General features: G+C 65.4%; 16 protein-coding genes. 3 read left to right on the forward strand and 13 right to left on the reverse strand.

Annotated elements, in window-relative coordinates:
* Together X268_RS12600 and radA are read right to left on the reverse strand one after the other, a co-directional pair.
* The gene (locus X268_RS12600) at nucleotides 1-630 is read right to left on the reverse strand and encodes a CvpA family protein (RefSeq protein ID WP_128925259.1); all 630 of its coding nucleotides are present in this window, start codon (nucleotides 628-630) and stop codon (nucleotides 1-3) included.
* Between the two features lie 166 nt (nucleotides 631-796).
* Complete coding sequence (radA, locus tag X268_RS12605) at nucleotides 797-2,242, reverse strand: DNA repair protein RadA (protein ID WP_128925260.1); 1,446 nt, start codon at nucleotides 2,240-2,242, stop codon at nucleotides 797-799.
* Between the two features lie 189 nt (nucleotides 2,243-2,431).
* On the opposite strand from radA, the gene X268_RS12610 reads away from it, so the two are divergent.
* Together X268_RS12610 and X268_RS12615 are read left to right on the forward strand one after the other, a co-directional pair.
* On the forward strand, nucleotides 2,432-3,592 hold the full coding sequence (locus X268_RS12610) for an ABC transporter substrate-binding protein (protein WP_128925261.1): 1,161 nt from the start codon (nucleotides 2,432-2,434) through the stop codon (nucleotides 3,590-3,592).
* Nucleotides 3,592-5,655, forward strand: coding sequence for a putative bifunctional diguanylate cyclase/phosphodiesterase (locus X268_RS12615; RefSeq protein ID WP_128925262.1), 2,064 nt, complete (start codon nucleotides 3,592-3,594; stop codon nucleotides 5,653-5,655). Before X268_RS12610 ends, X268_RS12615 begins: the two co-directional genes overlap by 1 nt.
* A gap of 6 nt (nucleotides 5,656-5,661) precedes the next feature.
* Here the strand turns inward: X268_RS12615 and X268_RS12620 are convergent, their stop codons facing one another.
* The 9 genes from X268_RS12620 to X268_RS12660 form a co-directional block, all read right to left on the reverse strand.
* On the reverse strand, nucleotides 5,662-6,387 hold the full coding sequence (locus X268_RS12620) for a sulfite exporter TauE/SafE family protein (RefSeq protein WP_128925263.1): 726 nt from the start codon (nucleotides 6,385-6,387) through the stop codon (nucleotides 5,662-5,664).
* A 59-nt stretch (nucleotides 6,388-6,446) separates the two neighbouring features.
* On the reverse strand, nucleotides 6,447-7,364 hold the full coding sequence (locus X268_RS12625; RefSeq protein WP_128925264.1) for a ribokinase: 918 nt from the start codon (nucleotides 7,362-7,364) through the stop codon (nucleotides 6,447-6,449).
* A gap of 12 nt (nucleotides 7,365-7,376) precedes the next feature.
* The gene (gene rpiB, locus X268_RS12630) at nucleotides 7,377-7,823 is read right to left on the reverse strand and encodes a ribose 5-phosphate isomerase B (protein WP_128925265.1); all 447 of its coding nucleotides are present in this window, start codon (nucleotides 7,821-7,823) and stop codon (nucleotides 7,377-7,379) included.
* Between the two features lie 64 nt (nucleotides 7,824-7,887).
* Nucleotides 7,888-8,682 carry a transporter substrate-binding domain-containing protein gene (locus X268_RS12635; protein WP_128925266.1) on the reverse strand — a complete coding sequence of 265 codons (795 nt, stop codon included), beginning with the start codon at nucleotides 8,680-8,682 and terminating at the stop codon, nucleotides 7,888-7,890.
* Between the two features lie 20 nt (nucleotides 8,683-8,702).
* Nucleotides 8,703-9,461, reverse strand: coding sequence for an amino acid ABC transporter ATP-binding protein (locus X268_RS12640; protein ID WP_128925267.1), 759 nt, complete (start codon nucleotides 9,459-9,461; stop codon nucleotides 8,703-8,705).
* Nucleotide 9,462: 1 nt separating this feature from the next.
* Nucleotides 9,463-10,131 carry an amino acid ABC transporter permease gene (locus X268_RS12645; protein WP_164937689.1) on the reverse strand — a complete coding sequence of 223 codons (669 nt, stop codon included), beginning with the start codon at nucleotides 10,129-10,131 and terminating at the stop codon, nucleotides 9,463-9,465.
* Between the two features lie 7 nt (nucleotides 10,132-10,138).
* Nucleotides 10,139-10,822, reverse strand: coding sequence for an amino acid ABC transporter permease (locus X268_RS12650; protein ID WP_128925269.1), 684 nt, complete (start codon nucleotides 10,820-10,822; stop codon nucleotides 10,139-10,141).
* A 10-nt stretch (nucleotides 10,823-10,832) separates the two neighbouring features.
* A complete protein-coding gene (locus X268_RS12655; protein WP_430648343.1) occupies nucleotides 10,833-11,864 on the reverse strand; it encodes an NAD(P)-dependent oxidoreductase in 1,032 nt (343 codons plus the stop codon).
* Entirely contained in the window at nucleotides 11,773-12,513 is a 741-nt protein-coding gene (locus X268_RS12660) for a FadR/GntR family transcriptional regulator (RefSeq protein WP_128925271.1), read from the reverse strand. Before X268_RS12660 ends, X268_RS12655 begins: the two co-directional genes overlap by 92 nt.
* A gap of 288 nt (nucleotides 12,514-12,801) precedes the next feature.
* Between X268_RS12660 and X268_RS12665 the strand changes: the two genes are divergently transcribed.
* Nucleotides 12,802-13,170: a GFA family protein gene (locus tag X268_RS12665; RefSeq protein ID WP_128925272.1), complete on the forward strand. Its 369-nt coding sequence runs from the start codon at nucleotides 12,802-12,804 to the stop codon at nucleotides 13,168-13,170.
* 62 nt (nucleotides 13,171-13,232) lie between these two features.
* Here the strand turns inward: X268_RS12665 and X268_RS12670 are convergent, their stop codons facing one another.
* Complete coding sequence (locus X268_RS12670) at nucleotides 13,233-14,222, reverse strand: hypothetical protein (protein WP_128925273.1); 990 nt, start codon at nucleotides 14,220-14,222, stop codon at nucleotides 13,233-13,235.
* 163 nt (nucleotides 14,223-14,385) lie between these two features.
* Nucleotides 14,386-15,156, reverse strand: a complete 771-nt coding sequence (locus X268_RS12675; protein ID WP_128925274.1) for an exodeoxyribonuclease III — start codon at nucleotides 15,154-15,156, stop codon at nucleotides 14,386-14,388.
* Nucleotides 15,157-15,178 lie beyond the last annotated feature (22 nt).

The raw sequence follows: 15,178 nt of genomic DNA on the forward strand, positions 1-15,178 counted from the left end.
TCAACGCGCCGCAGGTTTCTCGATCAGCTTTTTCAGGCTGTCACGAGCAGGTTTACTGTATCCGTCGCCACTGCCCGAAGGCTGCTGCTCGGAATCAGCTTGATCATCATCTGGTTTGTTTTTCTTGAATCTCTTCAAGATGGTGTTCTCGGGGTCGTCGGGCAAGAGGGCCATCAGCCAATCCCCGGTTCCCTGGAGCACCACGCGGGACTTGGCCCCCGTGACCCAGTCCGGACGCTGCTTGTCCGGCACCAGCCAGGTGAAGAACAGGAACGCGACCACGACGATCAAAAGCCCGCGAGCGAGGCCAAACAGGAAGCCCAGGGTGCGGTCCAGCGCGCCGATGCGCGAATCCAGGATCATGTCGGAGATCCGCACCGTGATCACGGAGACCACGATCAGGGTGCCGACGAACACGCCCGCGACGACCACCACGCTCGCGACGGTGTCGTTGTTGAAATAGGCCTTGGCGGTCGGCAGCAGCTTCGAGAACGAATAGAGCGTCACGATCGCCGCCGCGCCCCAGGCCGCGATCGACAGGATTTCGCGCATGAAGCCGCGGACCATGGCGAGCAGGCCAGAGATCAGCATCACACCGAGCAGGATCAGGTCGAGGATGGTTACTGGCATCGGCTGGGCTGGTCCGCTCGTACTTCAAAGGTGCTCTGCGAATCGGTGCTTGGCCGCTGCCCTAAAAGAGGGGCAGACGGCGTTCCCGGCAAGGCCGCAACCACGCAATCCCATGCTGCTTTTGTGACGGCTGTATAGCGGTGAGGGCCTCCGACGTCACCTCCGGCTAACCCTCTCCGCGGCGGAATCTTGCCGGTGTGGCATTTTTCTCTGCCGGCGCATTCGATTCGCCCCGGCGGGAGCCGCGGGCGGCGATCTCCGCCACCAATGTCGTCAGGCTGTTGACCGCATTCAGCGACAATCCGGCATCGCCGCCGCTCTCGCCGCGGGCCGATTCGGGCAGCACAGCGCGCTGAAAGCCGAGTTTTGCCGCTTCCTTCAGCCGGGCTGGGGTCTGTGCCACCGGGCGCACCACGCCGGACAGCGAGATCTCGCCGAAATAGACCGCGTCGGTCGGCAATTGCGCATTAACCAAGGATGACACCAGCGCCGCGGCGGCGGCGAGATCCGCCGCCGGCTCGTGGATGCGCAGGCCGCCGGCGACGTTCAGATAGACGTCGTGGCCGGACAGCTTGACCCCGCAATGGGCCTCCAGCACCGCCAGCACCATCGAGAGCCGGCTCGGGTCCCAGCCGACCACCGCGCGCCGCGGCGTGCCGAGCGAGGTCGGCGCCACCAGCGCCTGCAATTCGACCAGAACGGGCCGCGTGCCCTCGATACCCGCGAAGACTGCGGTGCCGGGCGTGCCGAGATCGCGCTCGGACAGGAACAGCTCGGAGGGGTTGGTGACCTCGCGCAAGCCGAGCCCGGTCATCTCGAACACGCCGATCTCGTCGGTTGGTCCGAACCGGTTCTTCACGGCGCGCAGGATGCGGAATTGCTGCGAGCCTTCGCCCTCGAACGACAGCACGGCATCGACCATGTGCTCGACCACGCGGGGGCCGGCGATCTGGCCGTCCTTGGTGACATGGCCGACCAGGATGATGGCCGCGCCGGTTTTCTTCGCAAAGCGGATGAGCGCCTGCGCCGAGGCGCGCACCTGCGTCACGGTGCCGGGCGCCGATTCCACCGTGTCGGTCCACATGGTCTGGATCGAGTCGATCACGATCAGCCGCGGCACCGCGCCCTCCGACAACGTCGAGACGATGTCCTCGACCGAGGTCTCGGCCGCGAGCTGCACCGGTGCGTCCGACAAGCCCAGCCGTTCGGCGCGCAGGCGCACCTGGGCGATCGCCTCTTCGCCGGAGATGTAGACGATGCGGTGACCGGCGCGCGCCAGCATGGAGGTTGCCTGCGTCAGCAGCGTCGACTTGCCGATGCCGGGATCGCCGCCGACCAGCAGCACCGAGCCGCGGACGAAGCCGCCGCCGGTGACGCGGTCGAGCTCGGTCATGCCGGAGGACAGGCGCGGCGCATCCGGGCTCTTGCCGGCAAGGCTCTCCAGCGCGAACGTCCGGCCCTTGCGCTTGGAGCGGATCGAGACCGGCACGCTGCCGCTGGTGTCTTCTTCCGCGAGCGTATTCCACTCGCCGCAGGACTCGCACTTGCCCTGCCAGCGGTTATAGGCCGCGCCGCAGTTCTGGCAGACGAAGGAAAGCGTGTTCTTGGCCATGGGACGGATGAGTCGCGGTTTCGGCTCGCTGATAGCACGGAACGGCGGGTGATCGCCGCCTTCGAATATCTCAATTCGGCACGATAGATATACCTTTCATTAGCCCTGTGCCGCAGTGGCCCGGTGGATTTTGCGAAGTGTTAGCGGACGCGGGTCCAGTCTCGGAACCATCGGGGGCGGCGAAGAGAAATGACTAGATTCCTGCGACTATTGCTCGCGGCGGGCACGGCCTGCGCCGTTTTCGCGTCGGTCAGCCCGAGCGTTGCCAAGCCCCTTGCGAAGCCCCTCGAGATCGTCTTCGTCAGCCCCGGCAAGACCGGCGAGGTCTACTGGGACATGGTCGCGCAGACCATGCAGGCCGCCGGCCGCCAGCTCGACGCGCATGTCGAGGTGCTGACCAGCGAGCGCAATTACCGCATCATGCAGGAGCTCGGCTTCGGCGTGGTGGCACGTCACGACAAGCCCGATTTCCTCATCCTGTCAAACGAGGAATCCGCCGCCGTCCCGATCCTCGAGGCGGCCGAGGCCGCCGGCGTCAAGACGCTGCTGCTCTCGAACACGCTGATCGGCGAGGATGCGATCCGTCTCGGTCCGCCCAGGCAAAAGCTCAAGACCTGGCTCGGCGACATCACCACCGATCTTCAGACCGCGGGCGCGCGGATGGCCAACGCCCTGATCGCGGCGGCGCGGGCCGAGAAATGGCAGAGCGCGGACGGCAAGATCCACATTCTCGGCATCGGCGGCGACGAGATCACGCCCGCCTCGATCGCGCGCAATGCCGGTCTCAGGCTCGCGGTGGATACCGCGCCTGATGTCGTGGTGGACCGGCTGCTGTTCGCCAACTGGACGCAATCGGAGGCCGAGCGGGTCACGACGAATTATCTGGGCTGGGCCGCGCGCAAGGAGATCCGCCCCGCCGGCATCTGGGCCGGAAACGATCCGATGGCGCTCGGCGCGCTGCGTGCGGTGATCGCTGCCGGCCTCGTGCCCGGCCGCGACATCCAGCTGGTCGGCCTCAACTGGTCGGAGGACGCGCTGCGCGAGATCAAGGCAGGCCGCCTGCTGCTGACCGACGGCGGGCATTTCCTGCTCGGCGGCTGGTCGATCGTCCTCCTGCGCGATTATGCCGATGGCTGCGATTTCGCGGCGGCCTCGCCCCGCGTCGAGGTCAAGACGTCGGCGATCACGCGCGAAAATCTCGGCTCGGTCGGCGATCTCATCAAGACGCGCGCCTTCGACCGGATTGACTTCACCCGGTTCCGGGCCAAGGCCGGACGCTGCGGTCACTACGACTTCTCGCTTGACGCGCTCATTTCGTCGCTGCCGCTTCCCGAAGGCCTCGCGGACTGATGCGCAAGGATGAGGCAATGACCGATCCGGACCGCGACCAGCAGACGGCGCCGCGCCTGCGCTCGGTCGTCCGGGCGATGATCTGGGCCACCGTGCCCGTGCTGCTGCTGGTGCAATTGCTCGCCTCCGCCGGCGTCGAGGCTTCGAGCTTCTGGTCGCAGATCAAGCAGCTCGACGCCCGCATGGCCCGCCTCGCCGAGAGCCGGGCCGAGCTGATCGCCGAGCCGCTCTGGAAGATGCGCTACGACCAGGTCACGGGCGTGCTCAACGAGATCATGCACGACGAGACCATCGCGGCGGCGGCCGTCTATGACGACACGGGCGCTGCGATCGCCCGCGTGGTGGGACGTCCCGAAGTCCAGTCGGTCGCCGAGGTCTCGCGACCGATCCACTACAGCAACGGCAACATGGCCGTTGAGGCCGGTCGTATCGCAATCGCCTATTCCCATGCGGCTCTCTACGCCGGAGCCGGCAGCCGACTGGTGCTGCTGCTGGTCGTCGGCCTGCTCGCGACGTTTGCGACCCTGATCGCCATGCGGATCTCCGCCAACATCTTCATCGGCAAGCCGCTGGCAGCCATGATGTCGGCGATCCAGCGCAGCAAACAGGACGGCCGCGCCTATCCGGCGGACGTCACGTCCTCGAACGAGTTCGGTCAGCTCGCGCGCGCCTTCAATGCCATGCAGCACACGACGTCGGGTGCGCTCGACCGGCTCGGACACATGGCCGCGCACGATCCGCTCACGGGGCTGCCCACCCGCCGCTCCCTGACCGAGCGCCTCGCCGTGGCGAGCCGCGATGGCGGCAGGCCGGATGCGCTGGTGGCTTTTTGCTTCATCGATCTCGACGACTTCAAGGGCATCAACGACACGTTCGGCCACGAGGCCGGCGACAAATTCCTGGTCCACATCTCCGAGCGTCTTCGCGGCGCGGTCGCGGCGGAGGATTGGGTCGCCCGGCTCGGCGGCGACGAATTCGTCGTCATTCGCCCCGAAGTGAGCAATGAAGCGTCGGCGCACGCATTCGCGCAGCAGGTGCTGGCCGCCATTTCCGAACCGATCCGGCTCCACGACAAGCAGGTCGTGCCGCGTGCCAGCATCGGCCTTGCCGTGCGTCACGCCGACGATCCGGAGCTGTCGCATCTGCCGACGCTGGCCGACATCGCGCTCTACCACGCCAAGAGCAAGGCGCCCGGCACGGTCGCCGTGCTGGACGAAAAGCTGCAGCGCGACTATCGCCGCCGCCGGGATCTCGAGCTCGCCATTCCCACGGGCTTTGCCGAGGGACAGTTCGAGGTCTGGTACCAGAGCCAGGTCGACCTCGAAAGTCACGAGGTCATCGGCCTTGAAGCGCTGATCCGCTGGCGCCATCCCGAGCACGGCGTGATCGGTCCGGCCGAATTCCTGCCGCTGATCGAGCGCAGCGGCAACAATGCACGGCTGACCCGCTACGTGCTGACCGATGCCTGCTCGGCGCTGCAGCGTTTGGCCGCCGCCGGCAGGCCGCAGATCCGGATCGCGATCAACCTGCCGCCGTCCGAGCTTGCCGACCATTCGCTGGCCGCCGAGCTGCGCGCGACCTGCGCGCGTTTCGAGGTTGCGGCATCTCTGCTCGAGCTCGAGATCACCGAGGGCTCGCTGATCAACAACATCGCCAGCGCCTCCGAGACTCTGCATCGCCTGCGCCGTCTGGGCGCCACGATCGCGCTCGACGATTTCGGCACCGGTTACAGCTCGCTCGCTCATCTCAGGCGTTTCCCACTCGACAGGGTCAAGATCGACAAGGCATTCATCAGCGAGATTCCCGATAGCGCGGAGGACAAGGCGATCGTCGGCGTGATCGCATCGCTCGCCGGCACGCTGGGGCTCACCCTGGTTGCCGAAGGCATCGAGCGCGCCGAGCAGGCCGAGGCCATGCGCGAGATGGGCGTGAGGTTCGGCCAGGGCTACCTCTATCAGCGGCCGCAGCCGCTCGACGTGGTGCTGCAATGGCTCGACGGGCAGCCCGCAGCGGCGAGCCGCGTCCTCGCCGACAGCCCCTCGATCGCGCCCGAATTCGCCTGAGCACCTTCAGGTCTGCGCTGCGTTCCACAGCATCGAGAGCCCGGCCGCGATCATGATCGCATCCATCAATAGGCGGAACATGTCCGGTTTCAGGTGCAGCACGAAGCGCTTGGCGATGAAGGCGCCTGACATCAGCGAGGCGCCGGCGATCAGGCCCTTCATGAAGACATCGCCGGTCAGCGCGCCGAAACGCTCGAAGGTCACGGACTTCGCGAAGTAGAGGCCGAGCGAGCCGGCGGCTTCAGTGGCGAGGAAGGCGCCCTTCGAGAGGCCGTAGAACAGGAACAGCGGCACGCTGAGCGGCCCGGTCGAGACCACGATGCCGGTGAGATAGCCGATGACGGCGCCGCCGATCGCAAGATGCCAGAGATTGGCCTTGAGATCATGCCGCGCCAGCCAATGCCGCACCGGCACCATCGCGATCAGGAAGATTCCGATGGCGAGATCGACGGCATGCGAGGGCAGCGCCAGCAGCGTCCGCGCACCGAGCGCGGCGGCCGGAATGCCCGTGACCGAATAGGCCGCGCAGGCGCGCCAGTCGACCTCCCGCCACCAGGCCAGGATACGCGAGAAATTCGCCATCACGGAAGCCACCGCCATGATCGGCACAGCTTCCTTTGGCCCATAGGCATAGACCAGCACCGGCATCAGCATGATCGAGGAGCCGGTGCCGACGATGCCGGAAATGGTGCCGGCGAGCAGGCCGACGGTGAGGACGAAGAGAAAGGCCAAGGGCAGCGCTCCGGGAATCGAGAGAGTGTAGCCCCGGGCGGGGACACGAGCGATGCGCTTTAGGCGAGGGAGGCCAATGCGCTGCGCATCGGCATGCCGGTTTGCGCACCGGTCGTGAGGCACTTCAAGGCCGCGGCTTCGCAGCTCACGGCGAGCACGCGTTGCAGCGCCACGCCTTCGCCCAGCATGGCCGCAAACACGCCGACGAAGGTGTCGCCGGCGCCGGTGGTGTCCACCGGCGTGATGCGTGGGGCGGGTGCGCGCAAACGGGTTCCGTCCGCTGCGACAGCCAGGGCGCCTTGCGGGCCGGCGGTGACGATGCAGGTGAGGCCGCCGGTCCGCGCGAGCTCCGCGGCTGCGGCTTCGTAATGAGATGGAGACAGGCCGATGGCCCTGGCGGCATCGAGCGCCTCGTGCTCGTTGACGAGGAGATAGTCGGTCGCCGCGAGCAGCTCCGTCACCATCGCGCTGGTCATCTTCTCCGGAACCGGCGCGAAATTCCAGATGACGATCCCGGAGGCTGAATTGGTGCGGCGCGCGGCTTTCAGCGCCTCTGCGAACGGCACTTCCATCTGAAGCACCAGCACCGTGTCGGAGCAGAAAAGCTCGGCGGGGAGGTCGTCGGCTCCAGCCTCCATGTTGGCGCCGCTGGCCACCGTGATGGCATTTTCGCCGGCCTGATCGACCGTGATGAACGCGCAGCCCGTCGGCTCGTCGGCCCGGACGACGAGATCGGTATCGACGCCGTTTGTGCGCAGGTTCTGGATTGCGCTGTCGCCAAATCCGTCCCGGCCGACGCGGCCCGCCATGCGGACGCGGTCAGGGCCCGCTATTCGCGCGGCAGCCACGGCCTGGTTGGCGCCCTTGCCGCCGAAATGGCGCTGGTAGGACGGTGCGAGCACCGTCCGGCCCGGGCCGGGAATGGCCGGCACCTGCGCGACCAGATCGATGTTGAGCGACCCGAACACCAGGATCATGGCGATAGGCCGTCAGCCTTGCTCGTCCATGATGCGCAGTTTCTCTACCCGGCGACGGAAGTCTTCGTCCGTGGAGAATTCGGCAGCGAGATATGAGGAGACGAGATCGACGGCGAGCCAGGCGCCGACGATCTGCGCGCCGATGCACATGACATTGACGTCGTCATGCTCGACGCTCTGGTGAGCCGAATGGACGTCGTGGCAGACCGCCGCACGGATCCCCTTCATCTTGTTGGCGGCGATCGAGGCGCCGACGCCGGTGCCGCACACCATGATGCCGCGCGCGGCCTCGCCCGAGGTGACCTTCTGTGCCACCGCCCGCGCGATATCGGGGAAATCCACCGGCTTGTCGTCATAGGAGCCGACGTCGACGACGTCATGGCCGAGCTTGCGGATGTGGTCGATGACGGTCTGCTTGAGCGGCCAGCCGGCGTGGTCGGATCCGATGACGAGACGCATGTAATGTCCTTCTTGATCTTGCATTGGCCGTGACAGCCGCGTGCGGCTGTCACGGCTCTTGGTTTCAGCTACGCATGTCCGCCGGAAGATCGACCCCGTGGAATTTCTTGTAGATCGCGTTCAGCTTGCCGTTCTTGACGTTCTCGGTGATCCAGGCGTTGAGCTTGTCCATCAGCGGCTGCTCACCCTTCTTCAGGCCGATGGCGAGGTCGAAGGTCGCCAGCGGAATCCTGGATTCGAACACGCGCGAAGGATTCTTCACGCCGATCTGGTTGATGATCGTCGCGGACGAGCCGACGCAGTCGACCTGGCCCGAGACCGCCGCCGTCACCATGGTGGCGTCGTCGTCATAGCGCGCGATCTTGAGGTCCTTGTCCTTCATGTTGGACAGGGTGGTGTCCTGCGTGGTGCCGCGCGAGACGCCGATCGACTTGTCCTTCAGGTCGGGCCAGTCCTTGACGGTCGAGGATTTCAGGCAGCCGACATCGGATTGCAGCGTCGCATAGCGCTTGGTGAAGTCGATCACCTTGGCGCGGTCAGGCGTCACCGACAGGGTCGAGATGATGATGTCGGCCTTGCCGGTCAGGACGTTGGGAATGCGGGTTGCGCCGGTGGTCTGGATGAATTCGAGCTCGAGCCCCCAGTCCTTCGCGAGCAGCTGCGCCACCTCGACGTCGGAGCCGGTCGGCTTCATGGTGGAATCCATCATGCCTGAGGGCGGAATAGCGAGGTCCGTCGAGATGCGGATCTTCTTCGCCTTCATGATGTCGTCGAGCAGGTCGGCCGATGCGGGCGTTACCGCCATCATGATGAGGCCGCACAATGCGGCGGCAGTCCCCAGCACTATCTTGTTGGTCATCCCTGGTTCTCCTCTCCCTGTTATGATTTTAGATTTCCCGTTCCCACGAATTGCGTGAGTTCGGGCGTGGTCGGCGACGTCAGGATCGAGGCAGGTCCGGTCTCGTGGACCTTGCCGCGATGCATGAACACGATGCGGTCGGCGATGCCCTTGGCGAATCCCATCTCGTGGGTGACCATCACCATGGTCATGCCGTCGGCCGCGAGCTGCTCGATCACCTTCAGCACCTCGCCGGTGAGTTCGGGATCGAGTGCGGAGGTGACCTCGTCGAACAGCATCACCTTGGGCTGCATGGCGAGCGAGCGGGCGATCGCGGCGCGCTGCTGCTGGCCGCCCGAGAGCTGCTCGGGATAGGCGTGCAGCTTCTCCTCGAGCCCGACTTGCGCCAGCACCTTCCGGGCGAGATCCCTGGCCTGGGCTGTCGCCATGCCCTTCACCGCGCAAGGCGCAAGCGTGATGTTCTGCTCGATCGTGAGATGGGGAAACAGGTTGTAGCTCTGGAACACGATGCCGACGTCCTGGCGCAGCGCGCGCAAGTTCACGTCGGGGCGGTCGACGCGATGTCCGCACACGACGATCTCGCCGCCGTCGACCTTCTCGAAACGGTCGATGCAGCGCAGCGCCGTGCTCTTGCCGGAGCCGGAGCGGCCGATCAGCGCCAGCACTTCGCCACGCGCGACGGCAAAGGAGACGCCGTCGAGCACGCGCAGCGCGCCAAAACTCTTCTGCACGTTGTGGAGCGACACGATCGGTTCGGAGGAGGGGGCGTTTTGCTGCATGTCAGGCTGGCGCGAGGTTGGCCCTGCCACGCCCCATCCGCTGTTCCAGCCTCTGGCTGAGCAGCGACAGGGGATAGCACATGGCGAAGTAGGTGACGGCGATGATGGCGTAGATGGCGAACGGCTCGAACAGCGAGTTGTTGACGATCTGGCCCGAGCGCATCAGCTCGACGAAGCCGACCACGGAGGCGAGCGAGGTGTTCTTGATGATCTGCACCATGAACCCGACGGTCGGCGGCGTCGCGATGCGGATCGCCTGCGGCAGGATCACCTTGATCATGCGCTGCGTTCGGCTCAGCGCCAGGCCCTCGGCAGCCTCCCATTGCGGCTTCGGCACGGACTGGATGCAGCCGCGCCAGATCTCGCCCAGATAGGCGGCGACATAGAGCGTGAGCGAGGCGCCGGCAGCGACCAGCGGCGAGACCTTGAGGCCGATGGCGGCGAGGCCAAAATAGCCGAGGAACAGGATCACGAGCAGCGGCGTGCCCTGGATGAGCTGGACATAGACGGCGCTGGCGATCCGCACCGATTTCAGCGGCGAGATCCGCGCCAGTGCGACCACGAAGCCGACGATGCCGCCGCCGATCAGCGCGATCAGCGACAGGCCAATGGTCCACAGCGCGCCCTGGCCGAGGAACATCAGATGATTGATGTTGAGATGTCCGCCCATGGTCATCTCATAAGGGCGTGCCGAGCCGGCGCCGGCGCGGAAACAGCAGGAGGCCGAGACCCCAGAAGCCGGCACGCATCACCAGGGAGAGGATGACATAGAGCACGGCGACGATGATGTAGGTCTCGAACGCGCGATAGGTGTCCGACTGGATGTAGTTGGCGACGGCGGTCAGCTCTTCGGCCGAGATCTGCGAGCAGACCGACGAGGCCAGCATCAGCAGCACGAACTGGCTGGTCAGCGCCGGATAGACCTTCTCGATCGCCGGCAGCAGGATGATGTGCCAGTAGATCTGGAGGCGCGACAGCGCCAGCCCTTCGGCCGCCTCGATCTGCCCGCGCGGGATCGCCTCGAAGCCGGCGCGCATGATCTCGGCGGTGTAGGCGCCGACATTGATCGTCAGCGCGGCCACGGCCACCGCGAAGGCCGAGAACTTCAGTCCCAGACTGGCAAGGCCGAAATAGACCAGGAAGATTTGCACCAGGAGCGGTGTGTTGCGGATGGTCTCGACATAGGCCTTGCAGGCGCCCGCGATCAGCGCATTGTGCGTGCCGCGCCCGACCGCCGCGAGCGTGCCGAGCAGGGCGCCGAGCACCGTCGCGAAGGCGGCAAGCTCCAGCGTCAGCACGGCGCCGGCGAGAAAGCTCGGCCAACGCTCCAGCACCGCGGGAAAGTCGAGTTGCAGGCTCATCGTATCGGGTTCAGCCGGTGGTCTGGTTGGTCATGCGGTCATAGACGCGGAACAGCGCCTGGTTGCCGTTGCTGCCTTCGCCATGGGCGCGAGCGTCGACATACTGGCTGGTGACGAGCGCGGTGCCGGGCAGGGGCACGTTGAGAGCCTGCGCGTGCTCCTGCACGAGGCGAAGGTCCTTGAGCTGCAGATCGATCCGGAAGCCGGCGGAGACGTCGCCCGCGATCATCGCGGGGCCGAGCTTGTCGAGCATCCAGGAGGCGGCGGAGCCGCCGAGCAGTACCCGGCGCAGCAGATTGAGGTCGAGGCCCGACGCACGGCCGAGCGCAAGCGCCTCGCAGATCGCCTGGATGTTGATGCCGCAGATCAGCTGATTGCAGAGCTTGACCGTCTGTCCGGCTCCGGACGCGCCGACATGGGTGATGGTGGTGCCCATGGCGCGGAAGAACGGCTCGGCCTTGGCGAACGCATCGGCATCGCCGCCGGCCATGATCGAGAGCGCGGCGTTCTTGGCGCCAACCGGTCCGCCCGAGACCGGCGCGTCGAGGAAGCCGACGCCAATTGCCTGCAGGTCGGCATGGATGCGGCGGACCGCGACCGGCGAGACCGTGCTCATGTCGACGATCAGCTTGCCGCGTGGTGGAGATTTCAAGAGGCCGAACTCGCCGTAAATGGTTGCCTCGACATGAGGCGTGTCGGGCAGCATGGTGATGACGACGTCGGCACCGTCAGCGGCATCCGCAGGGCTGCTGGCCCGACTCGCGCCGTCCTTGACGCTGTCGGCCAAGGCAGCCTCGTTGAGATCGAAGGCGCGCACCGCATGCCCGGCCTTCAGCAGGTTGCGCACCATCTCGCGGCCCATCGTGCCGATACCGATGAAGCCGACACTTCCCTTGTCGTCCCGTCCCATATTGTCGTTCCGTTTCTTTGGTTTCTTGGTTCGTCGGCGATCAGCGTGAGGCGCTGGCCTTGTCGATGTCGCCGACGACGGCGCGTCTGCGGTACTCGTCGCCGATGGCAAAATGCTTGCGCAACGTCGCATCCGCGCGCTCGGGATCACGCGCGATGACGGCTTCGAAGATGCGGCGGTGGTCGTCGATCAGATAGGTCTTCATCGACGGAAAGGCCTGCACCAGCTCGCGGCGGCTGCGATGCGAATGCGTCAAGAGGCCCGCCATCGACGAGTGCAGCACCGTCAGCGTTTCCGAATGCGATGCCACGACGATGGCGCGGTGGAATTCGAAGTCGGCCATGCCGCCGGCGTCGGCCTCGTCGATCGTCTCGCCGATCTTGGCGAGGGCGCGCTGCAGGCGCTCGAAATCGGCGATGTTGGCGCGCTCGCAGGCGAGCCGGATCGCCTGGCATTCGATCGCGACGCGCGCCTGCATGACGTCGTCGAGCATGTCCGCCTGCTGGGCGAGGGCGAAGGTGAAGAAGTCGTTGAGCACCGACACGTCCGGCCGCGTCACTACGGTGCCGATGCGGTCGCGGATCTCGACGATGCCAAGCACGGTGAGCGCGCGTAGCGCCTCGCGCACGATCGGCCGGCTGACGCCGAGCAGGGTGGCGAGCTCGCGCTCGGAAATCAGGCGGTCGCCGGGTTTGAGCGAGCCCGCAAGCAGCCGCTCGCGCAGGAAGGCGAACACCTTCTCGAACCCTTTTTCGCCTTCGGCGGTCCGCTTGAGCTCCATCCCCGTTCCGTTTGGTCTGATCTTGGTCAGACCAGTATGCTAACCAAGGCGTGGAGGTCAAGAGGGTCAGGTTGGCAGCCGGGAGGCGGCCTCATGGGCACCTTGCTAAGGCATTGAATCGATTAGGGCCGGCTACTGTGCATGGGGTTGTTTTTCGGATTCGCTGTTGGTCCTGCGCTGACGCCGCCAATCCCTGCACGCCGAAGCGCGGGGACGAACTCGCTGCTGACAGCATGTTGGCAGCAGCGGCCGGCTACGACCATCTCCTGACGAAACGGAGAGCGGGTCATGCCGATCGAGGCAAGCTGTCATTGCGGTGAGACGGTGTTCGAGGTGACGGAGGCGCCCTCGAACGTCACGCGCTGCACGTGTTCACTCTGCGCCAAGCGCGGTGCGCTATGGGCCTATTACACGCCGGCGCAGTTTCGTCTGCTGTCGCCGCCGGACAATGTCGCGACCTATCTCTGGGGCAGCCGCACGGTCAAACACCATTTCTGCGCCAGTTGCGGCTGCGGCACCTATTCGGAGTCGCCGGACTGGTCGAGCGGCAAGCCCGATTTCGACAATCCCAAGGTCGCGGTGAACGCGCGCCTGTTCGACGATTTCGATCTCGAGGCCGTGCCGGTCAACGTGATCGACGGCAGGAATTTGTGGTGAGGATCACCGCAACACCACCCATGCCGGCGCGTGATCGCTGGCGCCATCCTCGCCGCCGCTCGTCAAAATGACTTTGACCCGTTGACGAGTATGGCGAGCTTTCTGCCGTCGGGCAGGGTGATGTTGATGTGAGGGTATTCATTGTGAGGACTGTAGGGGACTTGCCCCGGTCCATGCGCGTCGTCCACCCTGTATGTTCCCCGTCCACCCTTGAAGCTACCCTGTAGCTCTTGGGTCAGTTCGGTGCCGGCCGGCCGTTGAGGAATGATGGCCGAGGTGCTCTGGGAGCGAACGCCGAGTTGGCCTAGTTCACCCTGGAGCTGCCGCATCTGGCCCAGCGATTCAACGTGAACGTCGGTTCCGCCGCGCATGATCCCGATCGCCTTGTCCACTTCCCTGGGAGTCAGGGGTTTTGCTCCGCGGCCGGCGCCCCAGACCTTCGCCAATTCCTCCTCAGTAAGAACCCTGATGGCGGCCGCTTCGCTTCTCGCGCCGCGTTCGACCAGCTTTCGTTCAACCAACGCCATTGCGTCGCGGAATGTGCTAGCGGCGACGTCCGCACCGGCTCTTATCAGCGCCTTCGCGCCGATCCGTACCAGACCGGCAAGCTCGCCACCGACGAGGTCGATGGGGTCAATCAACGGAGTTTCCAGCCCCGGCTCGTCCTTGCGGGTGACTGTGATTTCGCCGACCAGCTTTCCCTGGGTCGTGTAAAAGGCGTCGGTGCCGATGACGTCACCATAGTTAAATCGCGCTCTGTTTTCGCGATGCCTGACGATATAACCGACCACCGCACGTCCAACGGCCGTCAGCGGGTTGGTTTGCGAGGGGGACGCCACCAGCAGACTCACGATAGCGATGACCTTGCTGCCGTCGAACGGCCGAGCCAGAAACAGCTTGGTCTCAAAGGGCACGAGCTTGCGATCGACAATGGACTCTACGATCGCCATTGCCCGTGTGAGAGAAACCTCCTGTCCCTTGAAATTGTCCTTGAACCAGTAGGTCTTGTCATTTTCGAGGATGATCGTCCCCTCAAGCCGCAAATCTGGCATCCACCGCCTCCCGGGGTTAAGGGCTGCGCGAGAATAGCGTCGCACGGACCCAAAGCCATTCAAGCGCCCCTGAGTTTGCCTTTAGAGGATCTTGATTTTGTCTTGGCGACTTTGTCTTGGCAGCTTTGTCTTGGCGACGGAGGTCAGCCCGTCGCTGCGCCGGTTATTTCAGCACCACCCAGGCCGGTGCGTGATCGGACGCGCCGTCCTCGCTGCGGATCGTCTTGTCGACGCCGGCCTTGATCAGGCGAGGGGTCAGCGCAGGGCTGAGCAGGAGATGATCGAGCCGCAGGCCGGCATCGCGCGGCCACCGGTTCCGCTTGTAGTCCCAGAACGTGTAGATGCGCTTGTCCGGATTGAGCTCGCGGATCGCATCGCACCAGCCCTGCGAAACCAGCGAGGCATAGGCCGCCCGGCTCTTGGGCTGGATCAGCGCATCCTTGTCCCATGAACGCGTCGGATAGATGTCGATCTCCGTTGGCGCGACGTTGTAGTCGCCGGCAAGCACGACGGGCAGATCCTGCTTGATGAAAGTATTGGCGTGACGCTTGAGGCGCGCGAACCAGTCGAGCTTGTAGTCGAATTTCGGTCCCGGCTGCGGATTGCCGTTCGGCAGGTAGATGCTGGTGACGATGATGCCACGCACCGCGGCTTCGATGTAGCGGGCTTCGAGATCGCCGGGTCTTCCAGGCAAGCGGTCGCGGGTGACGATCGGCTCGGCCTTGCGGGCGAGGATGGCCACCCCGTTCCAGGTCTTCTGTCCGCGCCACGCCGCGCCATAGCCGGCCTTTTCGATCGCGGCCGCCGGAAATTCGCCATCACTTGCCTTCAATTCCTGGAGCGCGACGACATCGGGCTTCGCCGCGCGCAGCCATGCCAACAGATTGGGCAGGCGGCGGTTGACGTTGTTGATGTTGAATGTCGCGATCTTCATGTAGAGCTACCGGCTCCTGCCT

This window comes from Bradyrhizobium guangxiense (assembly GCF_004114915.1).
Lineage (GTDB): Bacteria > Pseudomonadota > Alphaproteobacteria > Rhizobiales > Xanthobacteraceae > Bradyrhizobium > Bradyrhizobium guangxiense.

What these genes read in the sequence shown, in the direction of transcription:
- X268_RS12600 (WP_128925259.1), bottom strand. Translation starts at nt 630, where the DNA reads ATGCCAGTAACCATCCTCGACCTGATCCTGCTCGGTGTGATGCTGATC.
- radA (WP_128925260.1), bottom strand. Translation starts at nt 2,242, where the DNA reads ATGGCCAAGAACACGCTTTCCTTCGTCTGCCAGAACTGCGGCGCGGCC.
- X268_RS12610 (WP_128925261.1), top strand. Translation starts at nt 2,432, where the DNA reads ATGACTAGATTCCTGCGACTATTGCTCGCGGCGGGCACGGCCTGCGCC.
- X268_RS12615 (WP_128925262.1), top strand. Translation starts at nt 3,592, where the DNA reads ATGCGCAAGGATGAGGCAATGACCGATCCGGACCGCGACCAGCAGACG.
- X268_RS12625 (WP_128925264.1), bottom strand. Translation starts at nt 7,364, where the DNA reads ATGATCCTGGTGTTCGGGTCGCTCAACATCGATCTGGTCGCGCAGGTG.
- rpiB (WP_128925265.1), bottom strand. Translation starts at nt 7,823, where the DNA reads ATGCGTCTCGTCATCGGATCCGACCACGCCGGCTGGCCGCTCAAGCAG.
- X268_RS12635 (WP_128925266.1), bottom strand. Translation starts at nt 8,682, where the DNA reads ATGACCAACAAGATAGTGCTGGGGACTGCCGCCGCATTGTGCGGCCTC.
- X268_RS12640 (WP_128925267.1), bottom strand. Translation starts at nt 9,461, where the DNA reads ATGCAGCAAAACGCCCCCTCCTCCGAACCGATCGTGTCGCTCCACAAC.
- X268_RS12645 (WP_164937689.1), bottom strand. Translation starts at nt 10,131, where the DNA reads ATGGGCGGACATCTCAACATCAATCATCTGATGTTCCTCGGCCAGGGC.
- X268_RS12650 (WP_128925269.1), bottom strand. Translation starts at nt 10,822, where the DNA reads ATGAGCCTGCAACTCGACTTTCCCGCGGTGCTGGAGCGTTGGCCGAGC.
- X268_RS12655 (WP_430648343.1), bottom strand. Translation starts at nt 11,864, where the DNA reads ATGCGACGTTGCGCAAGCATTTTGCCATCGGCGACGAGTACCGCAGAC.
- X268_RS12660 (WP_128925271.1), bottom strand. Translation starts at nt 12,513, where the DNA reads ATGGAGCTCAAGCGGACCGCCGAAGGCGAAAAAGGGTTCGAGAAGGTG.
- X268_RS12665 (WP_128925272.1), top strand. Translation starts at nt 12,802, where the DNA reads ATGCCGATCGAGGCAAGCTGTCATTGCGGTGAGACGGTGTTCGAGGTG.
- X268_RS12670 (WP_128925273.1), bottom strand. Translation starts at nt 14,222, where the DNA reads ATGCCAGATTTGCGGCTTGAGGGGACGATCATCCTCGAAAATGACAAG.
- X268_RS12675 (WP_128925274.1), bottom strand. Translation starts at nt 15,156, where the DNA reads ATGAAGATCGCGACATTCAACATCAACAACGTCAACCGCCGCCTGCCC.